Source organism: Nonomuraea rosea (assembly GCF_039539705.1).
Taxonomy (GTDB): domain Bacteria; phylum Actinomycetota; class Actinomycetes; order Streptosporangiales; family Streptosporangiaceae; genus Nonomuraea; species Nonomuraea rosea.
In genome coordinates, this window is sequence record NZ_BAABDQ010000007.1 from 107,482 (window position 1) to 125,047 (window position 17,566).

Below are 17,566 nucleotides of genomic sequence, written 5' to 3' on the forward strand. Positions count from 1 at the left end.
CCGGGCAGGGGATTCCGGCCGCTGCGGAGCTTGATCGCCCGGCCCTAGGCAGAACGTGAGCATTGTTCTACTCTCGCGCCCATGCCCCCCATGCGCAGAATCGCGATGATCGTCGCGCTCACCTCAGGCCTGCTCTTACCCGCCGGCGCCGCCCTGGCCCACGAGGAGCGTCCGGTGACGATCCCCGATGGCACGGGGACGGTGCCGGTGCTGCGGGCAGGCCAGCCGGACCTGCTCGTGTGCACCTCGGACCGGGCCGACTTCGAGCGGAGAATCGCGGCGTTCCCGGAGGAGCTCAAGCAGCGCAACCTCGGCCTTTTCGCGAGATGCCAGAAGAACGGGGTCAGAAACCTGCAAGAGGCGGTCGACCAGGTCGATCGGCCAGGAATGACGATCGCCCTCCTGCCCGGCCTCTACCGGGAGGAGCCCAGCCAGGCCGCCCCCACCGGTGAGTGCGCCGACCTGCCCGCCCGCTGGTCGACCTGGGGCTACCAGATCCTCAGCTTCGAACAGCAACAGCGGTGCCCGCACAACCAGAACCTCGTCGCCATCCTCGGCAAGAAGAACCTGCAGATCGAGGGCACGGGAGCCGGCCCGCTCGACGTCGTCATCGACGCCGAGTACCGCAAGCTCAACGCCATCCGCGCCGACAGGACCGACGGCGTCTACTTCAAGAACTTCACCGCCCAGCGCACCACGTTCAACTCCCTGTACGTCCTGGAGACCGACGGTTTCGTCATCGACCAGGTGCTCACCCGCTGGAACGACGAGTACGGCTTCCTCACCTTCGCCAGCGACCACGGCCTCTACACCGACTGCGAGGCGTACGGGAACGGCGACGGCGGCCTCTACCCGGGCAGCGCGTCGAACCTGAACGACGGCCGCGGCCACGACGTCCCCCGCTACGCCATCGAGATCCGCCGCTGCAAGAGCCACGACAACGCGCTCGGCTACTCGGGCACCGCGGGCGACTCGATGTGGGTGCACGACAACGAGTTCTACGACAACATGGTCGGCGCCACGATGGACAGCCTCTGGCCCTCCCACCCCGGCCTGCCGCAGAACCATGCCAAGTTCGAGAACAACAAGATCTACGACAACAACCGCGACTACTACCGTCACACCCGCGACGGCACCTGCGCCAAACCGCCGGCCGAGCGCGGCTACGAGCGTGGCGTGGTCTGCTCGCAGGTGGGCGTGCCGCCGGGCACGGGCATCCTGGTGGCGGGCGGCAACTACAACGTCTTCAAGAACAACCAGCTGTGGGGTCACCAGGGGGCGGCGTTCCACCTTTTCGGCGTGCCCGCGTTCATCAGGGGCGAGAGCGATCTGGCCAAGCAGGCCGACACCTCGAACTACAACCGCTACGAGGGCAACGTCTTCGGGGTGAGCCCGGCGGGGGAGCGGCGGCCGAACGGGCGGGACGTGTGGTGGGACGGGCAGGGCACGGGCAACTGCTGGCAGGGTGACACGGGGGCGTCGTCGCCCGCCGTGCTGCCGGTGTGCGCGGACCGGGCGCCCGAGCTGTCGGGCGGGGCCGCGCGGGTGCTGGCCGAGCCCGTGAAGATCCTCAAGCTGTACCTGTGCGCCGACTTCAGCGCCTCGGACGCCCGGCTGCCCGCCGGCTGCGACTGGTTCGGCGCGTCGGGGCTGGGCAGGGTGGAGGCCCAGCTCGCGCTGGGCGGCTCGCTGGTGCTGGGGCTGCTGGCGGGCCTGTTCTGGTGGCGGTCACGGTGCACTGCGCGCCCGCTCGGCGGCAAGCCGATGGCCGACGGCGTCGCCGCCGGCCCGACGGGTGATGGGGGCGTGCCCGGGGCGGCGGGTGACGGGGGCGGCACGGGGGCGGCGGTGAGCGGTGTGGTCCTTGGGGCTGTGAGCGTGCGGCGGGGGCATCGGCTGATCGTGGCGGGGACCGTCGTCGGGCTGATCGGGCTGGTGCTGGACGTGGTGGCGGCGGCGGTGGACAGCCCGCCGCAGGCCGGGGTCGCGCTGCTGTTCATGGCGGCGTGGTGGCTCTGCCTGGGTACGGCGCTGCGGGCCGGGCGGCCGGTGTTCGGCTGGTTCACGATCGTGGTGGGGGTGCTGGCCTGCGCCGACGCCTTCGACCGGGTGGTGCACCTGATCCCGATCCTGCCGCTGGGGCCGGGGTGGATCCGGGGGCTGGTCACCGGGTTCTGGGTGCTGTGCGCGGTCGTGGTGCTGGCTCCCAGGCGCAGCCGTACGGCTGAGGAGACGCCAGCCGGAGCCGGGGTGCCGACGTGAGACGGCGAGCGGGTGTGGCAGGAGCGCTCGTCTGCGTGCTCACCGCCGGGTGCGGCCCGCTGTCGGAGACCCACCGCGATCCCGGGAACAGCCACCAGGTGGCGACGGGGGCGCCGAGCGGGCGGGCGGAGGCCGCGATCACCATCACCCAGGGCCGGGTGAGCCCGCCCTCGGGGTGGCTGGAGGTGGCAGAAGGGCGGCTGGTCGCGATCACGGTCACCAGCGACGTGGCCGACGAACTGCACGTGCACGGCTACGATCTCGCGGCCGAGCTGCGTCCCGGCGTGCCGGCGACGGTGCGGTTCACGGCGAACCTGACCGGGGTGTTCGAGGTGGAGACCCACCGGAGCGGCCTCGTGCTGACACAGGTGGCGGTCCGGTGAGCGGGAGCGGTCTCGCGCGGCCCCGGGCGGTGGTTCGGGTTCAGGCGGCGGTTCGGGTCCGGGCGGTGGTTCGGGTCCGGGTGGCGGTTCGGGTCCGGGTGGCGGTTCAAGTCCGGACGGTGGTTCGGGCTTGGGTGGTGGGTCGGTGAGCGGGGTGCTGGCGCATGGGGTCGGCGGTCGCGGTGACCTGCCGATCCCGCTGTTCTACGCCTACGCGGGCGCGTTCGCGGCCCTCGTCGTGTCGTTCCTGGCCCTCGGTCTGCTCTGGGCCGACTCGCGTTTCCGCGGCGACCGGGCGGGCCGGGTGATCGCGGTACGGGTGCCCGCCCGCCCGGCCCGCGTGCTGGCCCTCCTGGCCGCCCTCTACACCCTCGGCTGGCTCGCCACCGGCCTGGCGGACAAGAGCGGCCCAAGCGGCCCAAGCACCCAGGACCCCGCGAACGCCGGCCCCTACCTGGTGTACGTGCTCTTCTGGGTAGGCCTCGTCCCCGCGTCGCTCCTGCTCGGCCCCGTGTGGCGGGCGCTGAACCCGTTCCGGCTCCTCCCCGATCGCCCGCGCCGCCCGCTGCCGCGCCGGCTCGGGTACTGGCCGGCCGCCGCGGGCCTGCTCGCGTTCACCTGGATGGAGCTGGTCGCCCCCGACCCCGCCGCCGCCCGCACGTTGCTGATCTTCTTCGCCGGGTACGCCGCCGTCCAGCTCGCCGGCACGTACGTGTACGGCCACGCCTGGCTGGAACGCGGCGACCCGTTCGAGGTGTATTCGACCCTGATCGGCCACCTGTCACCGATCGGCAGGAGGGCGGACGGCCGCCGCGTCCTGCGCAACCCGTTCGACGGCCTGGACGCCGTCGCGCCCGCCCCCGGCCTGGTCGCCACCGTCTGCGTCCTGCTCGGCAGCACCGGCTACGACGGGTTCGCCACGGCCCCCGCCTGGGTGGAGGCCCTGCAGTCCGGCCCGCTCGGCCGCACGGGCCTGGGCACGCTCGGCCTGCTCGCGGCGGTGACGGGCGTGGCCGTCCTGTACGCCGCCTGCCTGGGCGCGGCCGGCCTGATCGGCGGGACGAGAGGGCTGGCACCCCGCTTCGCGCACTCCCTGGTGCCGATCGCCATCGGCTACCTGATCGCCCACTACTTCTCCCTGCTGCTCATCGAGGGCCAGCGCGCGATCATCCTGGCGCTGGGCCTGGACGCCGAGCCGGACCAGAACGTCGTCGCCCCGGCGGCGATCGCCACCGTGCAGGTGCTGGCCATCGTGCTCGGCCACGTCGCGGGCGTGGTGGCCGCCCACGACCGCTCGGTACGGCTGCTGCCGCCCGCCCGCGCGGTCGCCGGCCAGATCCCGCTGTTCGTGCTGATGATCTGCTATACCGTCGGCGGCCTGACCCTCCTACTGGCCGCCTGAGCGGCGTTCATGCGGCGGTCCTGCGCCGGAACAGCACCGCCGCCACCGGAACGCTCACCACCACCGCGCCCACCAGCCACGCCGCCGCCACCATCCCGGCCGAGCCCATCGGCAGGCCGAGGAGCAGCGCCCGCAGGGCAGTCACGATGGGCGTGGCCGGCTGGTTCTCGGCGAAGGCCCTGAGCGCGTCCGGCATGGTCTCCGCCGGGACGACCCCGTCCGACAGGTAGGGCAGGAAGAGGACGACGAAGCTGAACGCGCCCGCCGCCTGCGTGGACCTGACCAGCAGGCCCCAGAGGACGGCCAGCGCGGACATGGCCAGGACGTACCCGGCGACCAGCAGCAGCACCAGTGCCCAGCCGGCCGGATCGGCGGTGGGCCTGAAGCCCAGCAGGACCGCCGCGCCCAGGGCGATGGCCGCCGCCGCGACGTTGCGGATCACCGAGGCCACGACATGCCCGGCGGGCACGACCCAGCCGCTGATGGGCAGGGTGCGGAAGCGGTCGATCAAGCCTCCTGTCATGTCGTCGGCGATGTTCACGGCGGTCAGCGCGGCCCCGTACCCGCTGGACATGAGCAGCACGGCGGGCACCACGAAGTCGATGTAGGCCAGCCCGCTGGAGCCGGTGGTGATCGCGCCGCCGAAGACGTACACGAAGAGGACCATGATGAGCACGGGCAGGGCCGTGTTCACGATGAGACTGTCGGGGATGCGCAGCTCGCGCCGCAGGTCGCGGACGACGAGACGGCGCAGGTCGCCCGCGGCGGTGCCGGCGGCGCTCATGCGGCGGCCGCGGTGAGCTCGAAGAAGACGTCGTCCAGCGTCGGGGTGCGCAGCTCCACGCGCTCGGCGCCGATGCCCGCGCGGTGCAGCAGGTCCAAGGCGCGACGCAGGTGGTCGGGACCCTGGAGGGCCAGCGTGAGCTCCCGCGCGTCCGCGTCGAGGTGCGGCGCCGCCTCGGCGAGCGCCGCACCCGCCCGTGGTACGTCCTCAGCCCGTGACAGGCGCACCACCAGACGTTCGGAGCCGACCTGGCGCTTCAGCGCGGCCGGAGAGTCGTCGGCGACGACACGGCCGCCGTTGATCACCGCCACGCGGTCGGCGAGCTGATCGGCCTCCTCCAGGTACTGGGTGGTGAGCAGGATCGTGGTGCCCGAGCCGAGCAGCTCGCGGATCACCGACCACAGCTCGGCCCGGCTGCGCGGATCGAGACCCGTGGTCGGCTCGTCGAGGAACAGGATCCGCGGCGCCGACACCATGCTCGCCGCGAGGTCGAGCCGGCGGCGCATCCCGCCCGAATAGGTCGCGACCCGGCGGTTCGCGGCCTCGGCCAGGTCGAGGCGTTCGAGCAGCTCCGCCGCCCGCCGCCGGCCCTGGCGGCGGCCGAGATGGTACAGACCGGCGAACAGCTCCAGGTTCTCCCGCCCGGTCAGCAGGCCGTCCACGGTGGCCTGCTGGGCGGTGAGGCCGATGACCCGGCGCACCGCGGGGCCCGCGCGGGTGACGTCGTGCCCGTCCACTGTGGCCGTGCCGCCGTCCGGGGCGAGCAATGTGGTCAGGATGCGCACCGTGGTCGTCTTGCCGGAGCCGTTGGGGCCGAGCAGAGCCAGCAGCGAGCCGGTGGGGACGCTCAGGTCCACCCCGGTCAGAACCCGCGTGCCGCCGAACGACTTGACCAAGCCCCGGGCATGGATGGCTTCTGTGAATGGCGTACTGTGTATGACGTTCATAGTTTTAAGGTAATGCAGAATCCTAGGAGCGAGTCAAGGAGGGAACCGATGGCGGAGGAGTGGACGCTGCCACCCGTCGTGGAGCGGATGTGGGGGCGCGAGCAGGTGCCGCGCAGGGGGCCGCGCCCGCGGCTGGACCTGGCGCGGATCACCGCCGCCGCCATCGAGATCGCCGACGCGGAAGGGCTCGCCGGGGTGTCGATGGCCTCGGCGGCCGCGCGGGTGGACGTGGCCGCCACGGCGCTCTACCGCTATGTCGGCAGCAAGGACGACCTGCTCACCGCGATGGCCGACGCCGCCGCCCCGCTGCCGCCCGACCCGGGGGAGACGCACTGGCGGGACTACCTGGCCCTGTGGACGCGGGCCCAGCGCGACCTCCTGCTCGAACACGCCTGGCTGTTGTCCATCGCCCGGCTCGCCCCGCCGATGGGCCCGCGGCGGCTGTTGTGGCTGGACCGCGTGCTGGCCGCGCTCGGCGGCTTGGGGCTCGACGACGGCGAGAAGATCAACGTGGCGAGCGCGCTGACCGGGTACGCACTGACCAACGCGGCGCTCGTCCACGGAGCGGGCGCGGGGGATCCGCAGCTCGACGACGCGGGGATCACCGGCGCCGCCGACTACGGCGAGGTGCTCGCCCAGGTGCTCGACCCCGAGACCTACCCGGCCCTGTCGTCCGCGGTGCGCGGGGGCGCCCTGCGCGGCGCCGAGGGCTGGGTGGACGACGGCGACTTCCTCTTCGGCCTCGGGCTGCTGCTCGACGGCGTCGAGGCGCTGATCACCCGGCGCGCCGGAGGCCGAGGTCCGACGGGAGCAACTGCTCGGTGAGCAGCCGGTACGCGGCCAGCTTCCCTTCCGGCCTGCCCTCGGCCGCCAGGAACGAACACCTGGTGGGCCACGGTCCGCACCCCGGGGGCCCATGCCGAGCTCCGCGCCAGGGTCGCCCGCCACCTCGACCAGCACGCCGCCGACCTCTCCCGCCACGCCCACTGGTTGAGGCGGGCCTGGTCACCGCCCCGGCGGATGATCGGGCGCGGAGGTGGGCGCAGGGATGGGCGCGGTGGGCATGGAGGCGGGGGTGAGGACGGTGGTGAGCATGGTGTCGAGGGCGCGCTGCGACGTCTGGAGCCGCTCGATCGTCTCCGCGATGCGCCGCTGCTCCCGCCGCAGGCTCGTGACCATGCCGGGGCAGGCCGTGGGGACCATCCGGGGGCCCTCGTCGTGGACGCAGTCCAGCAGCCGCCCGATGACGACCGTCGGCAGCCCGGCGGCCAGCATGGTGCGGATGTGGCGGACCGCCGCGACGTCCGCGTCGCCGTACTCGCGGTAGCCGTTGGGCAGCCGCAGCGGCCGCAGCAGCCCCTGCTCCTCGTAGTAACGCAGCAGCCGCCTGCTCACGCCGGTCTCGCGGGCCAGGTCACCGATCCTCATACGCTTCCTTGACCTTCACATGGATGTGACGCCTTAGCGTCGCCGGTGTCAGGGGTAACGAATGTGAGTGGCAACAACGTGAAGGAGCAAATGATGCCGGGTGCGGTGATTGTGGGGGCAGGTCCGGGGATCGGCCGGTCGGTCGCCCGCAGGTTCGCGAAGGAAGGACTGCCGGTCGCACTCGTCTCGCGGTCCGGCGGGACACTGGATCTCGCCGGGGTGCGGGCATACCGGGCGGACAGCGCCGACGAGACGGAGCTGCGCGCGGCACTCGACGCGGCGGCGGCCGAGCTGGGCACGCCGGACGTCGTGGTGTACAACGCCGCGATCATCCGGCCCGGGTCTCCTGGTGAGGCGACCGTACGCGATCAGCTGGACGCCTGGGCGGTCAACGTGGTGGGGGCGCTGATCACGGGCGCGCACGTCGCGCCCGCGATGGCGCGGCGCGGCGGTGGCACGTTCCTGATCACCGGCGGGATGCCCGAGCCCAAGGCGGCCTACACCAGCCTCTCCCTCGGCAAGGCCGGCGTTCGGACGCTGGTGCGGCTGCTCGACGAGGAGTACGGCCCCGGCGGCGTCCACGTGGCCAGCGTCACCGTGGCGGGAGAGGTCGCCCCCGGGACGGCCTTCGACCCCGACGACATCGCCGAGCACTACTGGCGCCTGCACACCCAGCCGAGGGACGCATGGGAGCACGAGGTCCTGCACAGCGGCGAGCCCGCCACGCCGTAGGGCCCAAGAGCGCCGGCTGCCCGGCCCAAGAGCGCCGGCTGCCCGGCCCAAGAGCGCCGGCTGCCCGGCCCAAGAGCGCCGGCTGCCCGGCCCAAGAGCGCCGGCTGCCCGGCCCAAGAGCGCCGGCTGCCCGGCCCAAGAGCGCCAGTCGCCCGGCTCAAGAGGGCCGACCGCCAGGCCCAGGAGCGCCCGCCGTCAGGTCGTGGTCTTCGGACGGGTGAGCTTCCACAGCCAGCCGAGCCCGCGCAGACCGAGCCGTTCGGCCACCCGCTGGGACGACCGGTTGTCCGCGCTCGTGCTGTAGAACAGGTGCGGGCACGCCTCCGGCAGCAGCCCGGCCCACGCGGCGGTGACCGCGGCGGCGTACCCGCGGCCGCGGAAGGCGGGTGAGGTCCAGGTGCCCGCCTCGGCCGCGATGGCCGTCCTGCGGGCGGTGTGGCACACGGCGACGACCTGCCCGTCCTCGACGATCATCGACCAGGGCGCTCCTTCGCCGCCGCCGACCAGCTCCGCCCACTCCCCGGGCTCCCAGGTGAGCGGCCGCAGGCTACGGACGCGTTCGGCGTGCGCGGGCTCGCCGGACCTCAGCACCGCGACCGCGGAGGTGAGCGCGACCGGCGGGCTCACCAGGTAGCTGGGCCCACCGGCCACGACCAGCTCGTCGTCGTCCAGCAGGTCGCGGCACTCCTCCAGCACGGCGGGAGGCCGGCCGGGAGACGACGGGGCGGCGCGGGCGACGAGGGCCAGCAGCCGCGCGGCCAGCTCGTCCGGCACGTCCCGGCCGACCGCCCCGGTCAGGCCGCCGGCCGCCGCGCCGATCACCAGCTCCTCCGGGCCGGGGAGGCGCCCGCGCCCATCGAGGGCCCAGATGGTGCCGATCTCGATGCGAAGCAGGTCAAGGTCTTTGAGGGAAGAGCCCGTCACTATGGGTCGTGTCTCCTTATGAGCGCTTTTTCCGGACGACACGGTACCGAAGGCGCGGCTCAGGAGACCGAGATGAGCCTGATCAGGTCCTCGCGGAAACGGGCGTAGTCCTCGACCGCGCCGAGCAGGTCACCGGAGTCGCGCTCCTTCTCGCGCGCGTGCGCCAGCACCTCCGAGCCCTTCTCGGTCAGCTCGACCAGCACCCGCCGTCGGTCCCGGTCGTCGGTGCGCTTGCCGATGTAGCCGGAGCGGAGCAGATGGCCGATCGTCCGGCTCATCGTCTGGTCGGTCACCCGGCAGCCCACCGCCAGCTCGCGCTGCGTCAGCGGGCCCGTGGTGAGGTGGTGGAGGGCGATCAGGCCCGCGTGGGTGAGCTGGTGGGCGGCCAGGAAGTCGTGGAAGCGCCGCTCGACCAGCCGCGCGGCCACGGACAGCAGCCGGCCGGTGGGCCAGGAGCGGATGTCGGCGCGCACCTCGTCGGCGGCCTCGGCCACGAAACGCGCGTCTTCGCCCACCACGCGCTCATTGTACGGTGCTCGCCCGCGCCCTCCTGGCGATCCGCAGGCCCAGCCACATCAGCAGGGCGAGCACGCCCACCAGGAGGTACTCGACGGCCGGGATCCGCACCACCCCGGCCACGCCGAGCGGCTCGCCGCGCAGCGCGTACACGGCGAGGGCCGCGGCGGCGTAGCCGAGCCCGAGCAGCCACCGTGTGCCCCGCCCGAGGCCCAGCCCGTGCATCTGGGTGACGACGAAGACCCCGAGGAAGCCGAACAGGAACATCGGCCACGCCCCGCCGGGCCCGCTGTTCATGACGGCGACCAGCGTGCCGTGCGCCGCCACCGCGAGCTCCAGGGTGAGCGTCCACCAGCGGGCGGTGTGCGCCCGCGTCAGGAACAGGCTGCCCTGCAACAGCAGCAGGAACATGTACATGAACCCGATCAGATGCCCGCTGGTGGTCTCCGCCGGGTGGTACCAGAAGGTGTAGACCGCCGCCCAGCTGAACAGGTAGCCGTGGTAGCGGCGGGCGAAGGCGACGAGCTCCGCGCGGATGGGGGCCGGGCGGCCGAAGAACAGGCCGCGCCGCCGGTTCTCCATGAGCAGCACCGTCACGAGGAGCAGGATGACCGAGCCCTGGGAGCTGAAGATCGACACGTCCTGCGCGAGCCCGTCGTAGAAGAGCTGCGTCTGCAGCAGGTGCAGGAGGATGAAGCCGGTGTTCACCGCCAGGGCCACGACGTTGACCGGGTGGCGTCCCCGGGCGTAACGGCCGACCTTGGTCTGCGCATAGTGGATCAGCCACCAGAACGCGACCTGATGGGCCGCGTAGCCGCCCCACGCGGACAACCTGGTCCACACCGTCGGCTCTGGAAGCTTCCAGTAGTACCAGGACGGCCCCTGGTCGGGCAGCAGGGCGATGCCGTGCAACCGCTGGCCCAGCAGCCAGACCAGCCCCGTCAGCACCAGGCTGGCCGCCACTCCGCCGACCAGCACCTGTCCCGCCCCCCATTTCTTCAGCATGCTGAACATTATCCAAAATTTCTCAGCCCGCTGAACAATTCCTGTCCTTACAGATACCTCGCTCTTACCTAAGAGGCAGTGGGCCGTACCTATCTAGAGACTCTACGCATAGTATCTGTTTGATTACTTTCAGTAGTTGTTAGCTGGCTGCGCGGGGGATGCCGGGTTCGATCCACTTCAGCGATTGCGAGGAAACATGTCCACGGAGTCAACGGAACCCGGGACGGAATCACGGCTGAGCCTGGACACCAGGGCCGCCCGCAATCTGGCCACCACCACCAAGACCCGCCCGCAGATGCAGGCCATCACCTCCCGCTGGCTGCTGCGCAGGCTGCCCTGGGTGGACGTGCGGGGCGGCACCTACCGCGTCAACCGCAGGCTCACCCACACGGTCGGTCGCGGCCGGGTGAGCGTGGTGCAGAACGGCGCGGACGACGTGCGCATCATCCCGGAGACGCTCGCGGAGCTGCCCCCGCTGCGCGGTTTCGACGGGCCGGAGGTCCTGGAGGCGATCGCCGCGACGTTCACCCCGAGGGACGTCCAGGCGGGGGAGGTCCTCGTCGAGGCCGGCGATCCGGTCACCGAGACGTACATCATCGCCCACGGCCGCCTCAACCGCCTGTCCACCGGCAAGTACGGCAACACGGAGGTCCACGGCGTCATCGCCGACGGCGACCAGTTCGGCGACGAGGCGCTCGGGCAGGACGACCCGCGCTGGCTCTTCACCGTCAAGGCGGCCACGTCCGGCACCATCCTCGTCTCGCCCTGGTCCCGCTTCCAGGAGGTGCTCGCCGCGTCGCCGGCCCTGCAGCGGCACATCGAGCGGTATCTGGAGGGGACGCGCAAGCCGGTCAACCGCCGCGGCGAGGCCGCCGTGGACGTCGCCGCCGGTCACGTGGGCGAGCAGGCCATCAACGGCACGTTCGTGGACTACGACCTGAGCCCCCGCGAGTACGAGCTGAGCGTCGCCCAGACCGTCCTCCGCGTCCACAGCCGCGTGGCCGACCTCTTCAACGACCCGATGAACCAGATCGAGCAGCAGCTCCGCCTGACGATCCACGAGATCCGCGAGCGGCAGGAGTGGGAGCTGCTCAACAACCGCGAGTACGGCCTGCTGCACAACGCCGACTACAGCCAGCGGATCAACACCTGGTCGGGACCGCCCACCCCCGACGACCTCGACGACCTGATCAGCATGCGCCGCAAGACCCGCCTGCTGCTCGCCCACCCCAAGGCCATCGCCGCGTTCTTCAGGGAGTGCAACAAACGCGGCCTGGTCCCCGGCAGCGCCGACGTCGACGGCCACGAGATCCCGGCCTGGCGCGGCGTGCCCATCTTCCCCTGCGGCAAGATCCCGGTCTCGGCCCACCAGACCAGCTCGATCCTGGCCCTGCGCACGGGCGAGGACGACCAGGGCGTCGTCGGGCTGCACCAGACCGGCATCCCCGAGGAGTACGAGCCGGGGCTGAACGTCCGGTTCATGGGCGTGAACGCCAAGGCGGTGATGTCGTACCTGGTCAGCGCGTACTTCTCGACGGCGATCCTGGTCCCGGACGCGATCGGGATCCTCGAGAACGTCGACATCGCGGCCCCGCGCTCCTGACCGGCCGGCCAGTCCAGGATCGAAAGGAAGAAGAGACGCGTCATGCCAGATGAGGTCGCGGCACCGCCCGCGTACCAGACTCCCGACCCGCTGCCCATCCCGACGGGCCCGACGGGCCTGGGCGCCGCCGCCCTGCGCTGGGCCGACGCGCTGCGGCCCGCCGTGAGCGAGGCCGCCGGAGCGGTGCACGTGCCGGTCGCTCCGAGCGGCCTCGGGACCTCCACGCTCCGCCTCCAGGACCTGCGGAAGCCCGCACCCGCAGAGCCGGCGGAAGCGGAGGACCCCCCAGAAGACGGCCCAGAAGACGGCCCAGAAGATGGTGCTGATGACGGGCATCGGCCCGCCGCCCTGCCGCCGGTCCGCCGGGCCCTGCCCGACCTCGCGCCGCTGCCCTACCGCGAGCGTGAGTGGGGCGACGGGTCGTACCCGCCGCTGTACTGTCCCGACACCGTACGCGACGACGAGGCGCTCGGCGCGGAGGTGAACCGGCGGCTGGTGGCGTGGGCGGAGCGGACCGGCATCTACGCCGGGCAGATCGAGACGTTCGGCGACACCGGGTTCGGGCGGCTGGCCATGCTCGCGCATCCCGACAGCGACGACCCCGACCTGCTGCTGGTCGGCGCCCAGATGAACGCGGCCTGGTGGGCGTCGGACGACTACTACGCCGACGAGACCGACCTCGGCGCGACGCCCACGGAGCTGCCCCCGCGCCTCGCCCTGGTGACCTCGGCCATGGACCCGCCCCCGCCGGCCGGCGACTACACCCGGCAGCTGGAGGAGGCGATCGAGGCGGATCCCGTCCTGGTCGCGCTCCGATCGGCCGTCGGCCACGTCAGCCGCCATGCCAGCCCCGCTCAGAGGATGCGAATCTGCAACATCACCTCCCAGATGTACGTGAGCTGGACCGCGTACGCCGCGTGGCGCTACCTGGAGGCGCCGCCGCCCGTGTGGCGCTACCTCGCGGCCCGCCAGCACGACAGCTTCTACACCTCCATGACGCTCATCGACATCGTCGCCGGGTTCGAGCTGCCCGCCGACCTCTTCGGCGACCGGCGCTTCCACACCGCCCTCATGCAGGCGGGCACCGCGAGCGTCATCGTCAACGACCTCCACTCCGTCGCCAAGGAGGCGGCGGACGAGCTCCCGGACGCCAACGTGGTCCTCCTCATCGCAGGGGAGGAGAAGTGCTCGATCCGGGAGGCGACGGAGGCCGCCGTCCACATGCACAACGACTTCGTGAAGGGCTTCGAAGCCAGCCAGCGGGCGCTGTCCGCCGTTCCGTGCGCCGAGCTGCAGCGGTTCCTGCGCGGCGCACAGGGATGGATGGCCGGATGTCTCGAATGGCACGGCTCCAGCAGCCGCTACAAATCGTGAATTCCCTCAGGAAAGGAGCTCGTCAGGTGACTGCGAACCCCGTACTCAGCAGCCTTTACCAGCATTCCGTCGCCGACTACTGGAACGCCGAGCGCAACCCGGTCAACCTGCGCCTGGGCGAGGTGGACGGCATCTACCACCACCACTACGGCATCGGCGAGGCGGACTGGTCCGTCCTGGACGGCCCGGAGGAGACCCGCCAGGAACGCATCGTCGCGGAGCTGCACCGGCTCGAACAGGCGCAGGCCGACGTCCTCATCGGGCAGCTCGGCGACCTGCGGCCGCATCATCGGGTCATGGACGCCGGCTGCGGCCGCGGCGGCTCCAGCCTGCTCGTCAACATGCGGCACGGTTGCAGCGTGGACGGCGTGTCGATCTCGGAGTCCCAGGTGTCCTTCGCCAACGAGCGGGCCAAGGAACGCGGCGTGGACGACAAGGTGCGCTTCCATTTCCGCAACATGCTCGACACCGGGTTCGAGGCGGGCTCGTTCCAGGCGATCTGGAACAACGAGAGCACCATGTACGTCGAGCTCTCCCTGCTGTTCGCCGCGCACTCCCGGCTGCTGGCCCGCGGCGGCCGGTACGTGACCATCACCGGCTGCTACAACGACGCCTACGGCCTGCCGTCGCGCGCCATCAGCCAGATCAACGCCCACTACATCTGCGACATCCACTCACGCAGCACCTACTTCAAGGAGATGGCGGCCAACCGTCTCGTGCCGGTCAGCGTGATCGACCTCACGGCGGCCACCATCCCCTACTGGGAGCTGCGGGCCAGGACCCAGCTCGCGACCGGCATCGAGCAGGCGTTCCTGGACGCGTACAAGAACGGCAGCTTCCAGTACCTGCTCATCGCCGCCGACCGTGTCTGAGACAGGCGTCTGAGGCAAGCCCTTAGCCGGTGGTCTCGCGCCAGCGGTTGGTGATCGGCAGGCGGCGGTCCCTGCCGAAGTTCTTGGGGGTGATCTTGGGGCCGGGCGGATACTGGCGGCGCTTGTACTCCGCCAGGTCCACCAGCCTGATCACCCTCGTCACCAGGGCGGGGTCGTGGCCGGCCGCGATGAGCTCCTGCGAGCCCATGTCCTTCTCCACGTAGTCGTCGAGCAGCCGGTCGAGGACCTCGTACGGGGGCAGGGAGTCGGTGTCGCGCTGGTCGGGCCGCAGCTCGGCGCTCGGTTCCTTGGAGATGGAGTTCTCCGGGATCGGGCGCTCCGCGCTCATCAGGAACTGCGGCTCCGAGTGGGCGTTGCGCCACCTGGACAGCTCCCACACCATCGTCTTCGGGACGTCCTTGATCGGCGCGAAGCCGCCCGCCGAGTCGCCGTAGAGGGTCGAGTAGCCGGTCGCCAGCTCGCTCTTGTTGCCCGTCGTCAGCACCAGGTGGCCGTGCTCGTTGGACAGGCCCATGAGGATCATGCCGCGCACCCTGGCCTGGAGGTTCTCGGAGGCCAGGCCGGACAGGTCGATCTCCTTCTCGTAGGCGTTGACGATCTCGGCGATCGGCACGACCTGCGCGTTGACGCCCTGCCTGCGCACCAGCTCCTCCGCGTCCGCCAGCGAGTGGTCGGAGGAGTAACGGGAGGGCATGAGCGCCACGTGGACGCGGGAGGGGCCGATGGCGTCGGAGGCGATCGTCGCCGTCAGGGCGGAGTCGATGCCGCCCGACAGGCCCAGGATGACCGACTGGAAGCCGTTCTTGGCCACGTAGTCCCTGACCGCGAGCACGAGCGCCGAATAGACCTCCGCGTGCAGGTCCAGCCGCTCCGCGACCCTGCCGGGCGCCGGCTCGCGCGGCTCGCGCGGCTCGACCGGCTCGCCGGACAGCACCAGGCGGTCGACCGTGATCGTGGAGCCGTCGCCCGCGTCGTGCGGGAACGTACCGGCTTGAGCGCCGGAGACCGGAAGGTCGTCCAGATCGACGACCAGCAGCTCCTCCGTGAACTGGCCCGCGCGTGCCACCAGCTCGCCCGAGCCGTCCACGACGATCGAGTCGCCGTCGAAGACCAGCTCGTCCTGCCCGCCGACCTGGTTGACGTAGACGAGCGCGCACCCGGCCTCGCGCGCCCTGCGCGCGCACAGCTCCAGGCGTACGTCGTCCTTCTCCTTCTCGTACGGCGAGGCGTTCGGCACGACCAGCAGCCCGGCTCCCGCCTGCCCCACGACGGCCACGGGGCCGCCCTCCTGCCAGAGGTCCTCGCACACCGCGATCGCCACGTCCACCCCGTGCAGCCGGAAGATCGGCAGCCGGTCGCCGCGCACGAAATAGCGGTATTCGTCGAACACCCCGTAGTTCGGCAGGTGGTGCTTGGCCGTGCGGGCGACCACCTCGCCCTTGTGGAGCAGTGCGGCCGCGTCCAGCGGGGCGCCCCTCGGCTGGCCCACCCGGGGAGCCAGGCCGGCGCGGTCGACGTAGCCGACCACCACCGGCAGCTCGCCCAGGCCCTCCCGCTCCAGCGTGCGCGCCACCTCTTCCAGGGTCCTGATGCTGGCGTCCACGAAGGACGTGCGCAGCACGAGGTCCTCCACGGGGTAGCCGGTCAGGAACATCTCGGTGAAGACGACGAGATGGGCTCCGCGCTCGGCGGCGTCGCGGGTCCACGCGACCAGCCGCTCCGCGTTGCCGGTCAGGTCGCCGACGATGGGATTCGTCTGTGCCAGGGCAATGCGCAGTTGTGCCACATGACCAGCCTAATACGCCATGATTTTTATCGTCAAAGCGACGAAAAGAACCTCATTTCGTGACAGCGGTGCCGGGCGTGACCAGGCCCGACTCGTACGCGGCCATCACGAGCTGCGCCCGGTCGAACAGCCCGAGGTGCTCCAGCAGCGATTTGACCATGACGCCCGCCTCCTCCTCGGACAGCGCGAGCGTCTGGCCGATCTGCCGGTTCGTCAGGCCCCTGGCGACGAGTTTCAGCACGTCGAGCCGGGCGTCGGAGAGCCCGGCCAGCGCCGGGGGAGAGGCCGGGTCGGTGCGCCCGGTGAACGCCGAGATCAGCCGGGTGGTGACCGCCGGGTCGATGAGCGCGTCCCCGGCCGCCGCGGCCCTGATCGCGGCCAGGAACTGCTCGGGGGCCGAGGTCTTCAGCACGAATCCGCTCACCCCCGCTCGCAACGCCGCGTACAGGTTCTCGTCGCTGCCGAACGTGGTCATCATCACCACCTTCGGCGGCCGGTCCTCGGCCAGGATCCTGCGGGCCGCGGCCAGGCCGTCGAGGTGCGGCATCTGGATGTCGAGCAGGACCACGTCGGGCCGCGTCTCGCGCACCCCGGTGATCGCCTCCTCGCCGTTGCCCGCCTCGCCCGCCAGCTCCACCCCGGCCTCGATGTCCAGCATCGCCCGCAGCCCCGCGCGGACGAGGGCCTGGTCGTCGGCCACCAGGACGCGCAGCACCTTCCCCCGGCCTGAGTCGTGCGCTGCGGGGGTGGCGGCGGCCGGTTCCTCCAGCCGCTGGGCGAGCATGTCGGCCTCCAGGCGCTTGAGCCCGGCCGACAGGTCGAGGCCCAGCTCGTCCCGCCACACCGCGCGCGCCCTGCGCAGCGCCGCCAGCGCGTCGCCCTGGCGGCCCATCCGGTAGAGGGCCACCGACAGCAGCCGCCACGCCTCCTCGCGCAGCGGGTACGCCAACGCGTGCGCCTCCAGGTCGGCGACCAGCGCCGTCGCCCGGCCCAGTGCCAGCCCGGCGCCGGCGCGCCGCTCGACGGCGATCAGCCGCAGCTCCTCCAGCCTGCTCGCCTCGGTGGCGGCCCAGCTCAGCTCCGCGAACTCGGCCAGCGCGGGCCCCCGCCACAGCCCCAGCGCGGTGTCCATGGCCGCCCACACCCGCGCGGGATCGCCGTCCGACTTCACCAGGGCCTCGAACCGCCACGCGTCCACCTGCTCGGGCGCCGCCCGCAGGGCGTAGCCGGGCGCGGCGGAGACCAGCACGCCCGCCTCCTCGCGCGGCGCGCGGTCCGGTTCGAGCGCGCGGCGCAGGCGGGACACGTAGCCCTGGATCGTGGACAGGGCCTGCGCGGGCGGGCTGCCCGGCCACAGCTCGTCGATGAGGGTGTTCACGGGCACGGCGCGGCCGCCGGCCACGAGCAGGCGCGCGAGCACCGCCCGTTGCCGCTGGCCGCCGAGGTCGAGGGAGGCGCCGTCGGACCAGGCCTGGAACGGTCCCAGCGCGGTGAAGGTCAGCATGTCAGGCGTAACTGTAGAGGGAG

General features: G+C 72.0%; 16 protein-coding genes. 8 read left to right on the top strand and 8 right to left on the bottom strand.

Translation table 11 applies throughout. The features are described from left to right. Window positions 1-90: 90 nt before the first annotated feature. The 3 genes from ABEA43_RS18835 to ABEA43_RS18845 all read left to right on the top strand — a co-directional run bounded on the left by ABEA43_RS18835 (window position 91) and on the right by ABEA43_RS18845 (window position 4,047). Window positions 91-2,262 (top strand): right-handed parallel beta-helix repeat-containing protein, encoded by a 2,172-nt coding sequence (locus ABEA43_RS18835; RefSeq protein ID WP_345563405.1) that lies wholly within the window; start codon window positions 91-93, stop codon window positions 2,260-2,262. Further along, window positions 2,259-2,645, top strand: coding sequence for a cupredoxin domain-containing protein (locus ABEA43_RS18840; protein WP_345563407.1), 387 nt, complete (start codon window positions 2,259-2,261; stop codon window positions 2,643-2,645). The genes ABEA43_RS18835 and ABEA43_RS18840 overlap by 4 nt, the downstream gene beginning before the upstream one ends. A 145-nt stretch (window positions 2,646-2,790) precedes the next feature. Continuing rightward, window positions 2,791-4,047 carry a hypothetical protein gene (locus ABEA43_RS18845; RefSeq protein ID WP_345563409.1) on the top strand — a complete coding sequence of 419 codons (1,257 nt, stop codon included), beginning with the start codon at window positions 2,791-2,793 and terminating at the stop codon, window positions 4,045-4,047. Between the two features lie 7 nt (window positions 4,048-4,054). Here the strand turns inward: ABEA43_RS18845 and ABEA43_RS18850 are convergent, their stop codons facing one another. Both ABEA43_RS18850 and ABEA43_RS18855 read right to left on the bottom strand, forming a co-directional pair. Beyond that, complete coding sequence (locus tag ABEA43_RS18850; RefSeq protein WP_345563410.1) at window positions 4,055-4,831, bottom strand: ABC transporter permease; 777 nt, start codon at window positions 4,829-4,831, stop codon at window positions 4,055-4,057. Next, a complete protein-coding gene (locus ABEA43_RS18855; RefSeq protein ID WP_345563412.1) occupies window positions 4,828-5,727 on the bottom strand; it encodes an ATP-binding cassette domain-containing protein in 900 nt (299 codons plus the stop codon). Before ABEA43_RS18855 ends, ABEA43_RS18850 begins: the two co-directional genes overlap by 4 nt. Window positions 5,728-5,826: 99 nt before the next feature. Here ABEA43_RS18855 and ABEA43_RS18860 point away from each other — a divergent pair, with 99 nt between their 5' ends. Beyond that, window positions 5,827-6,603, top strand: coding sequence for a TetR/AcrR family transcriptional regulator C-terminal domain-containing protein (locus ABEA43_RS18860; protein WP_345563413.1), 777 nt, complete (start codon window positions 5,827-5,829; stop codon window positions 6,601-6,603). A 180-nt stretch (window positions 6,604-6,783) separates the two neighbouring features. Here the strand turns inward: ABEA43_RS18860 and ABEA43_RS18865 are convergent, their stop codons facing one another. Continuing rightward, a complete protein-coding gene (locus tag ABEA43_RS18865) occupies window positions 6,784-7,206 on the bottom strand; it encodes a MerR family transcriptional regulator (RefSeq protein WP_345563415.1) in 423 nt (140 codons plus the stop codon). A 111-nt stretch (window positions 7,207-7,317) separates the two neighbouring features. On the opposite strand from ABEA43_RS18865, the gene ABEA43_RS18870 reads away from it, so the two are divergent. Next, entirely contained in the window at window positions 7,318-7,938 is a 621-nt protein-coding gene (locus tag ABEA43_RS18870; RefSeq protein ID WP_345563416.1) for an SDR family NAD(P)-dependent oxidoreductase, read from the top strand. Between the two features lie 195 nt (window positions 7,939-8,133). Here ABEA43_RS18870 and ABEA43_RS18875 read toward each other — a convergent pair whose 3' ends face one another. Genes ABEA43_RS18875 through ABEA43_RS18885 form a run of 3 tightly spaced genes read right to left on the bottom strand, consistent with a single transcriptional unit; the run spans window position 8,134 to window position 10,383 of the window. Continuing rightward, window positions 8,134-8,862 (bottom strand): GNAT family N-acetyltransferase, encoded by a 729-nt coding sequence (locus ABEA43_RS18875; RefSeq protein WP_345563418.1) that lies wholly within the window; start codon window positions 8,860-8,862, stop codon window positions 8,134-8,136. A 59-nt stretch (window positions 8,863-8,921) separates the two neighbouring features. Beyond that, window positions 8,922-9,380: a MarR family winged helix-turn-helix transcriptional regulator gene (locus tag ABEA43_RS18880; protein ID WP_345563419.1), complete on the bottom strand. Its 459-nt coding sequence runs from the start codon at window positions 9,378-9,380 to the stop codon at window positions 8,922-8,924. A 4-nt stretch (window positions 9,381-9,384) separates the two neighbouring features. Further along, the gene (locus ABEA43_RS18885) at window positions 9,385-10,383 is read right to left on the bottom strand and encodes a hypothetical protein (protein ID WP_345563420.1); all 999 of its coding nucleotides are present in this window, start codon (window positions 10,381-10,383) and stop codon (window positions 9,385-9,387) included. Between the two features lie 196 nt (window positions 10,384-10,579). On the opposite strand from ABEA43_RS18885, the gene ABEA43_RS18890 reads away from it, so the two are divergent. From ABEA43_RS18890 to ABEA43_RS18900, 3 genes are read left to right on the top strand one after another with little or no spacing between them, the layout of a single operon-like run. Then, window positions 10,580-11,986, top strand: a complete 1,407-nt coding sequence (locus ABEA43_RS18890; protein WP_345563422.1) for a family 2B encapsulin nanocompartment shell protein — start codon at window positions 10,580-10,582, stop codon at window positions 11,984-11,986. Between the two features lie 42 nt (window positions 11,987-12,028). Next, the gene (locus ABEA43_RS18895) at window positions 12,029-13,360 is read left to right on the top strand and encodes a family 2 encapsulin nanocompartment cargo protein terpene cyclase (RefSeq protein WP_345563424.1); all 1,332 of its coding nucleotides are present in this window, start codon (window positions 12,029-12,031) and stop codon (window positions 13,358-13,360) included. Between the two features lie 26 nt (window positions 13,361-13,386). Continuing rightward, window positions 13,387-14,232, top strand: coding sequence for a geranyl diphosphate 2-C-methyltransferase (locus tag ABEA43_RS18900; RefSeq protein WP_345563426.1), 846 nt, complete (start codon window positions 13,387-13,389; stop codon window positions 14,230-14,232). Between the two features lie 22 nt (window positions 14,233-14,254). Here the strand turns inward: ABEA43_RS18900 and ABEA43_RS18905 are convergent, their stop codons facing one another. Next, the gene (locus ABEA43_RS18905) at window positions 14,255-16,039 is read right to left on the bottom strand and encodes an NAD+ synthase (RefSeq protein WP_345563428.1); all 1,785 of its coding nucleotides are present in this window, start codon (window positions 16,037-16,039) and stop codon (window positions 14,255-14,257) included. Between the two features lie 52 nt (window positions 16,040-16,091). After that, the gene (locus ABEA43_RS18910) at window positions 16,092-17,543 is read right to left on the bottom strand and encodes a BTAD domain-containing putative transcriptional regulator (RefSeq protein ID WP_345563430.1); all 1,452 of its coding nucleotides are present in this window, start codon (window positions 17,541-17,543) and stop codon (window positions 16,092-16,094) included. Between the last annotated feature and the right edge of the window lie 23 nt (window positions 17,544-17,566).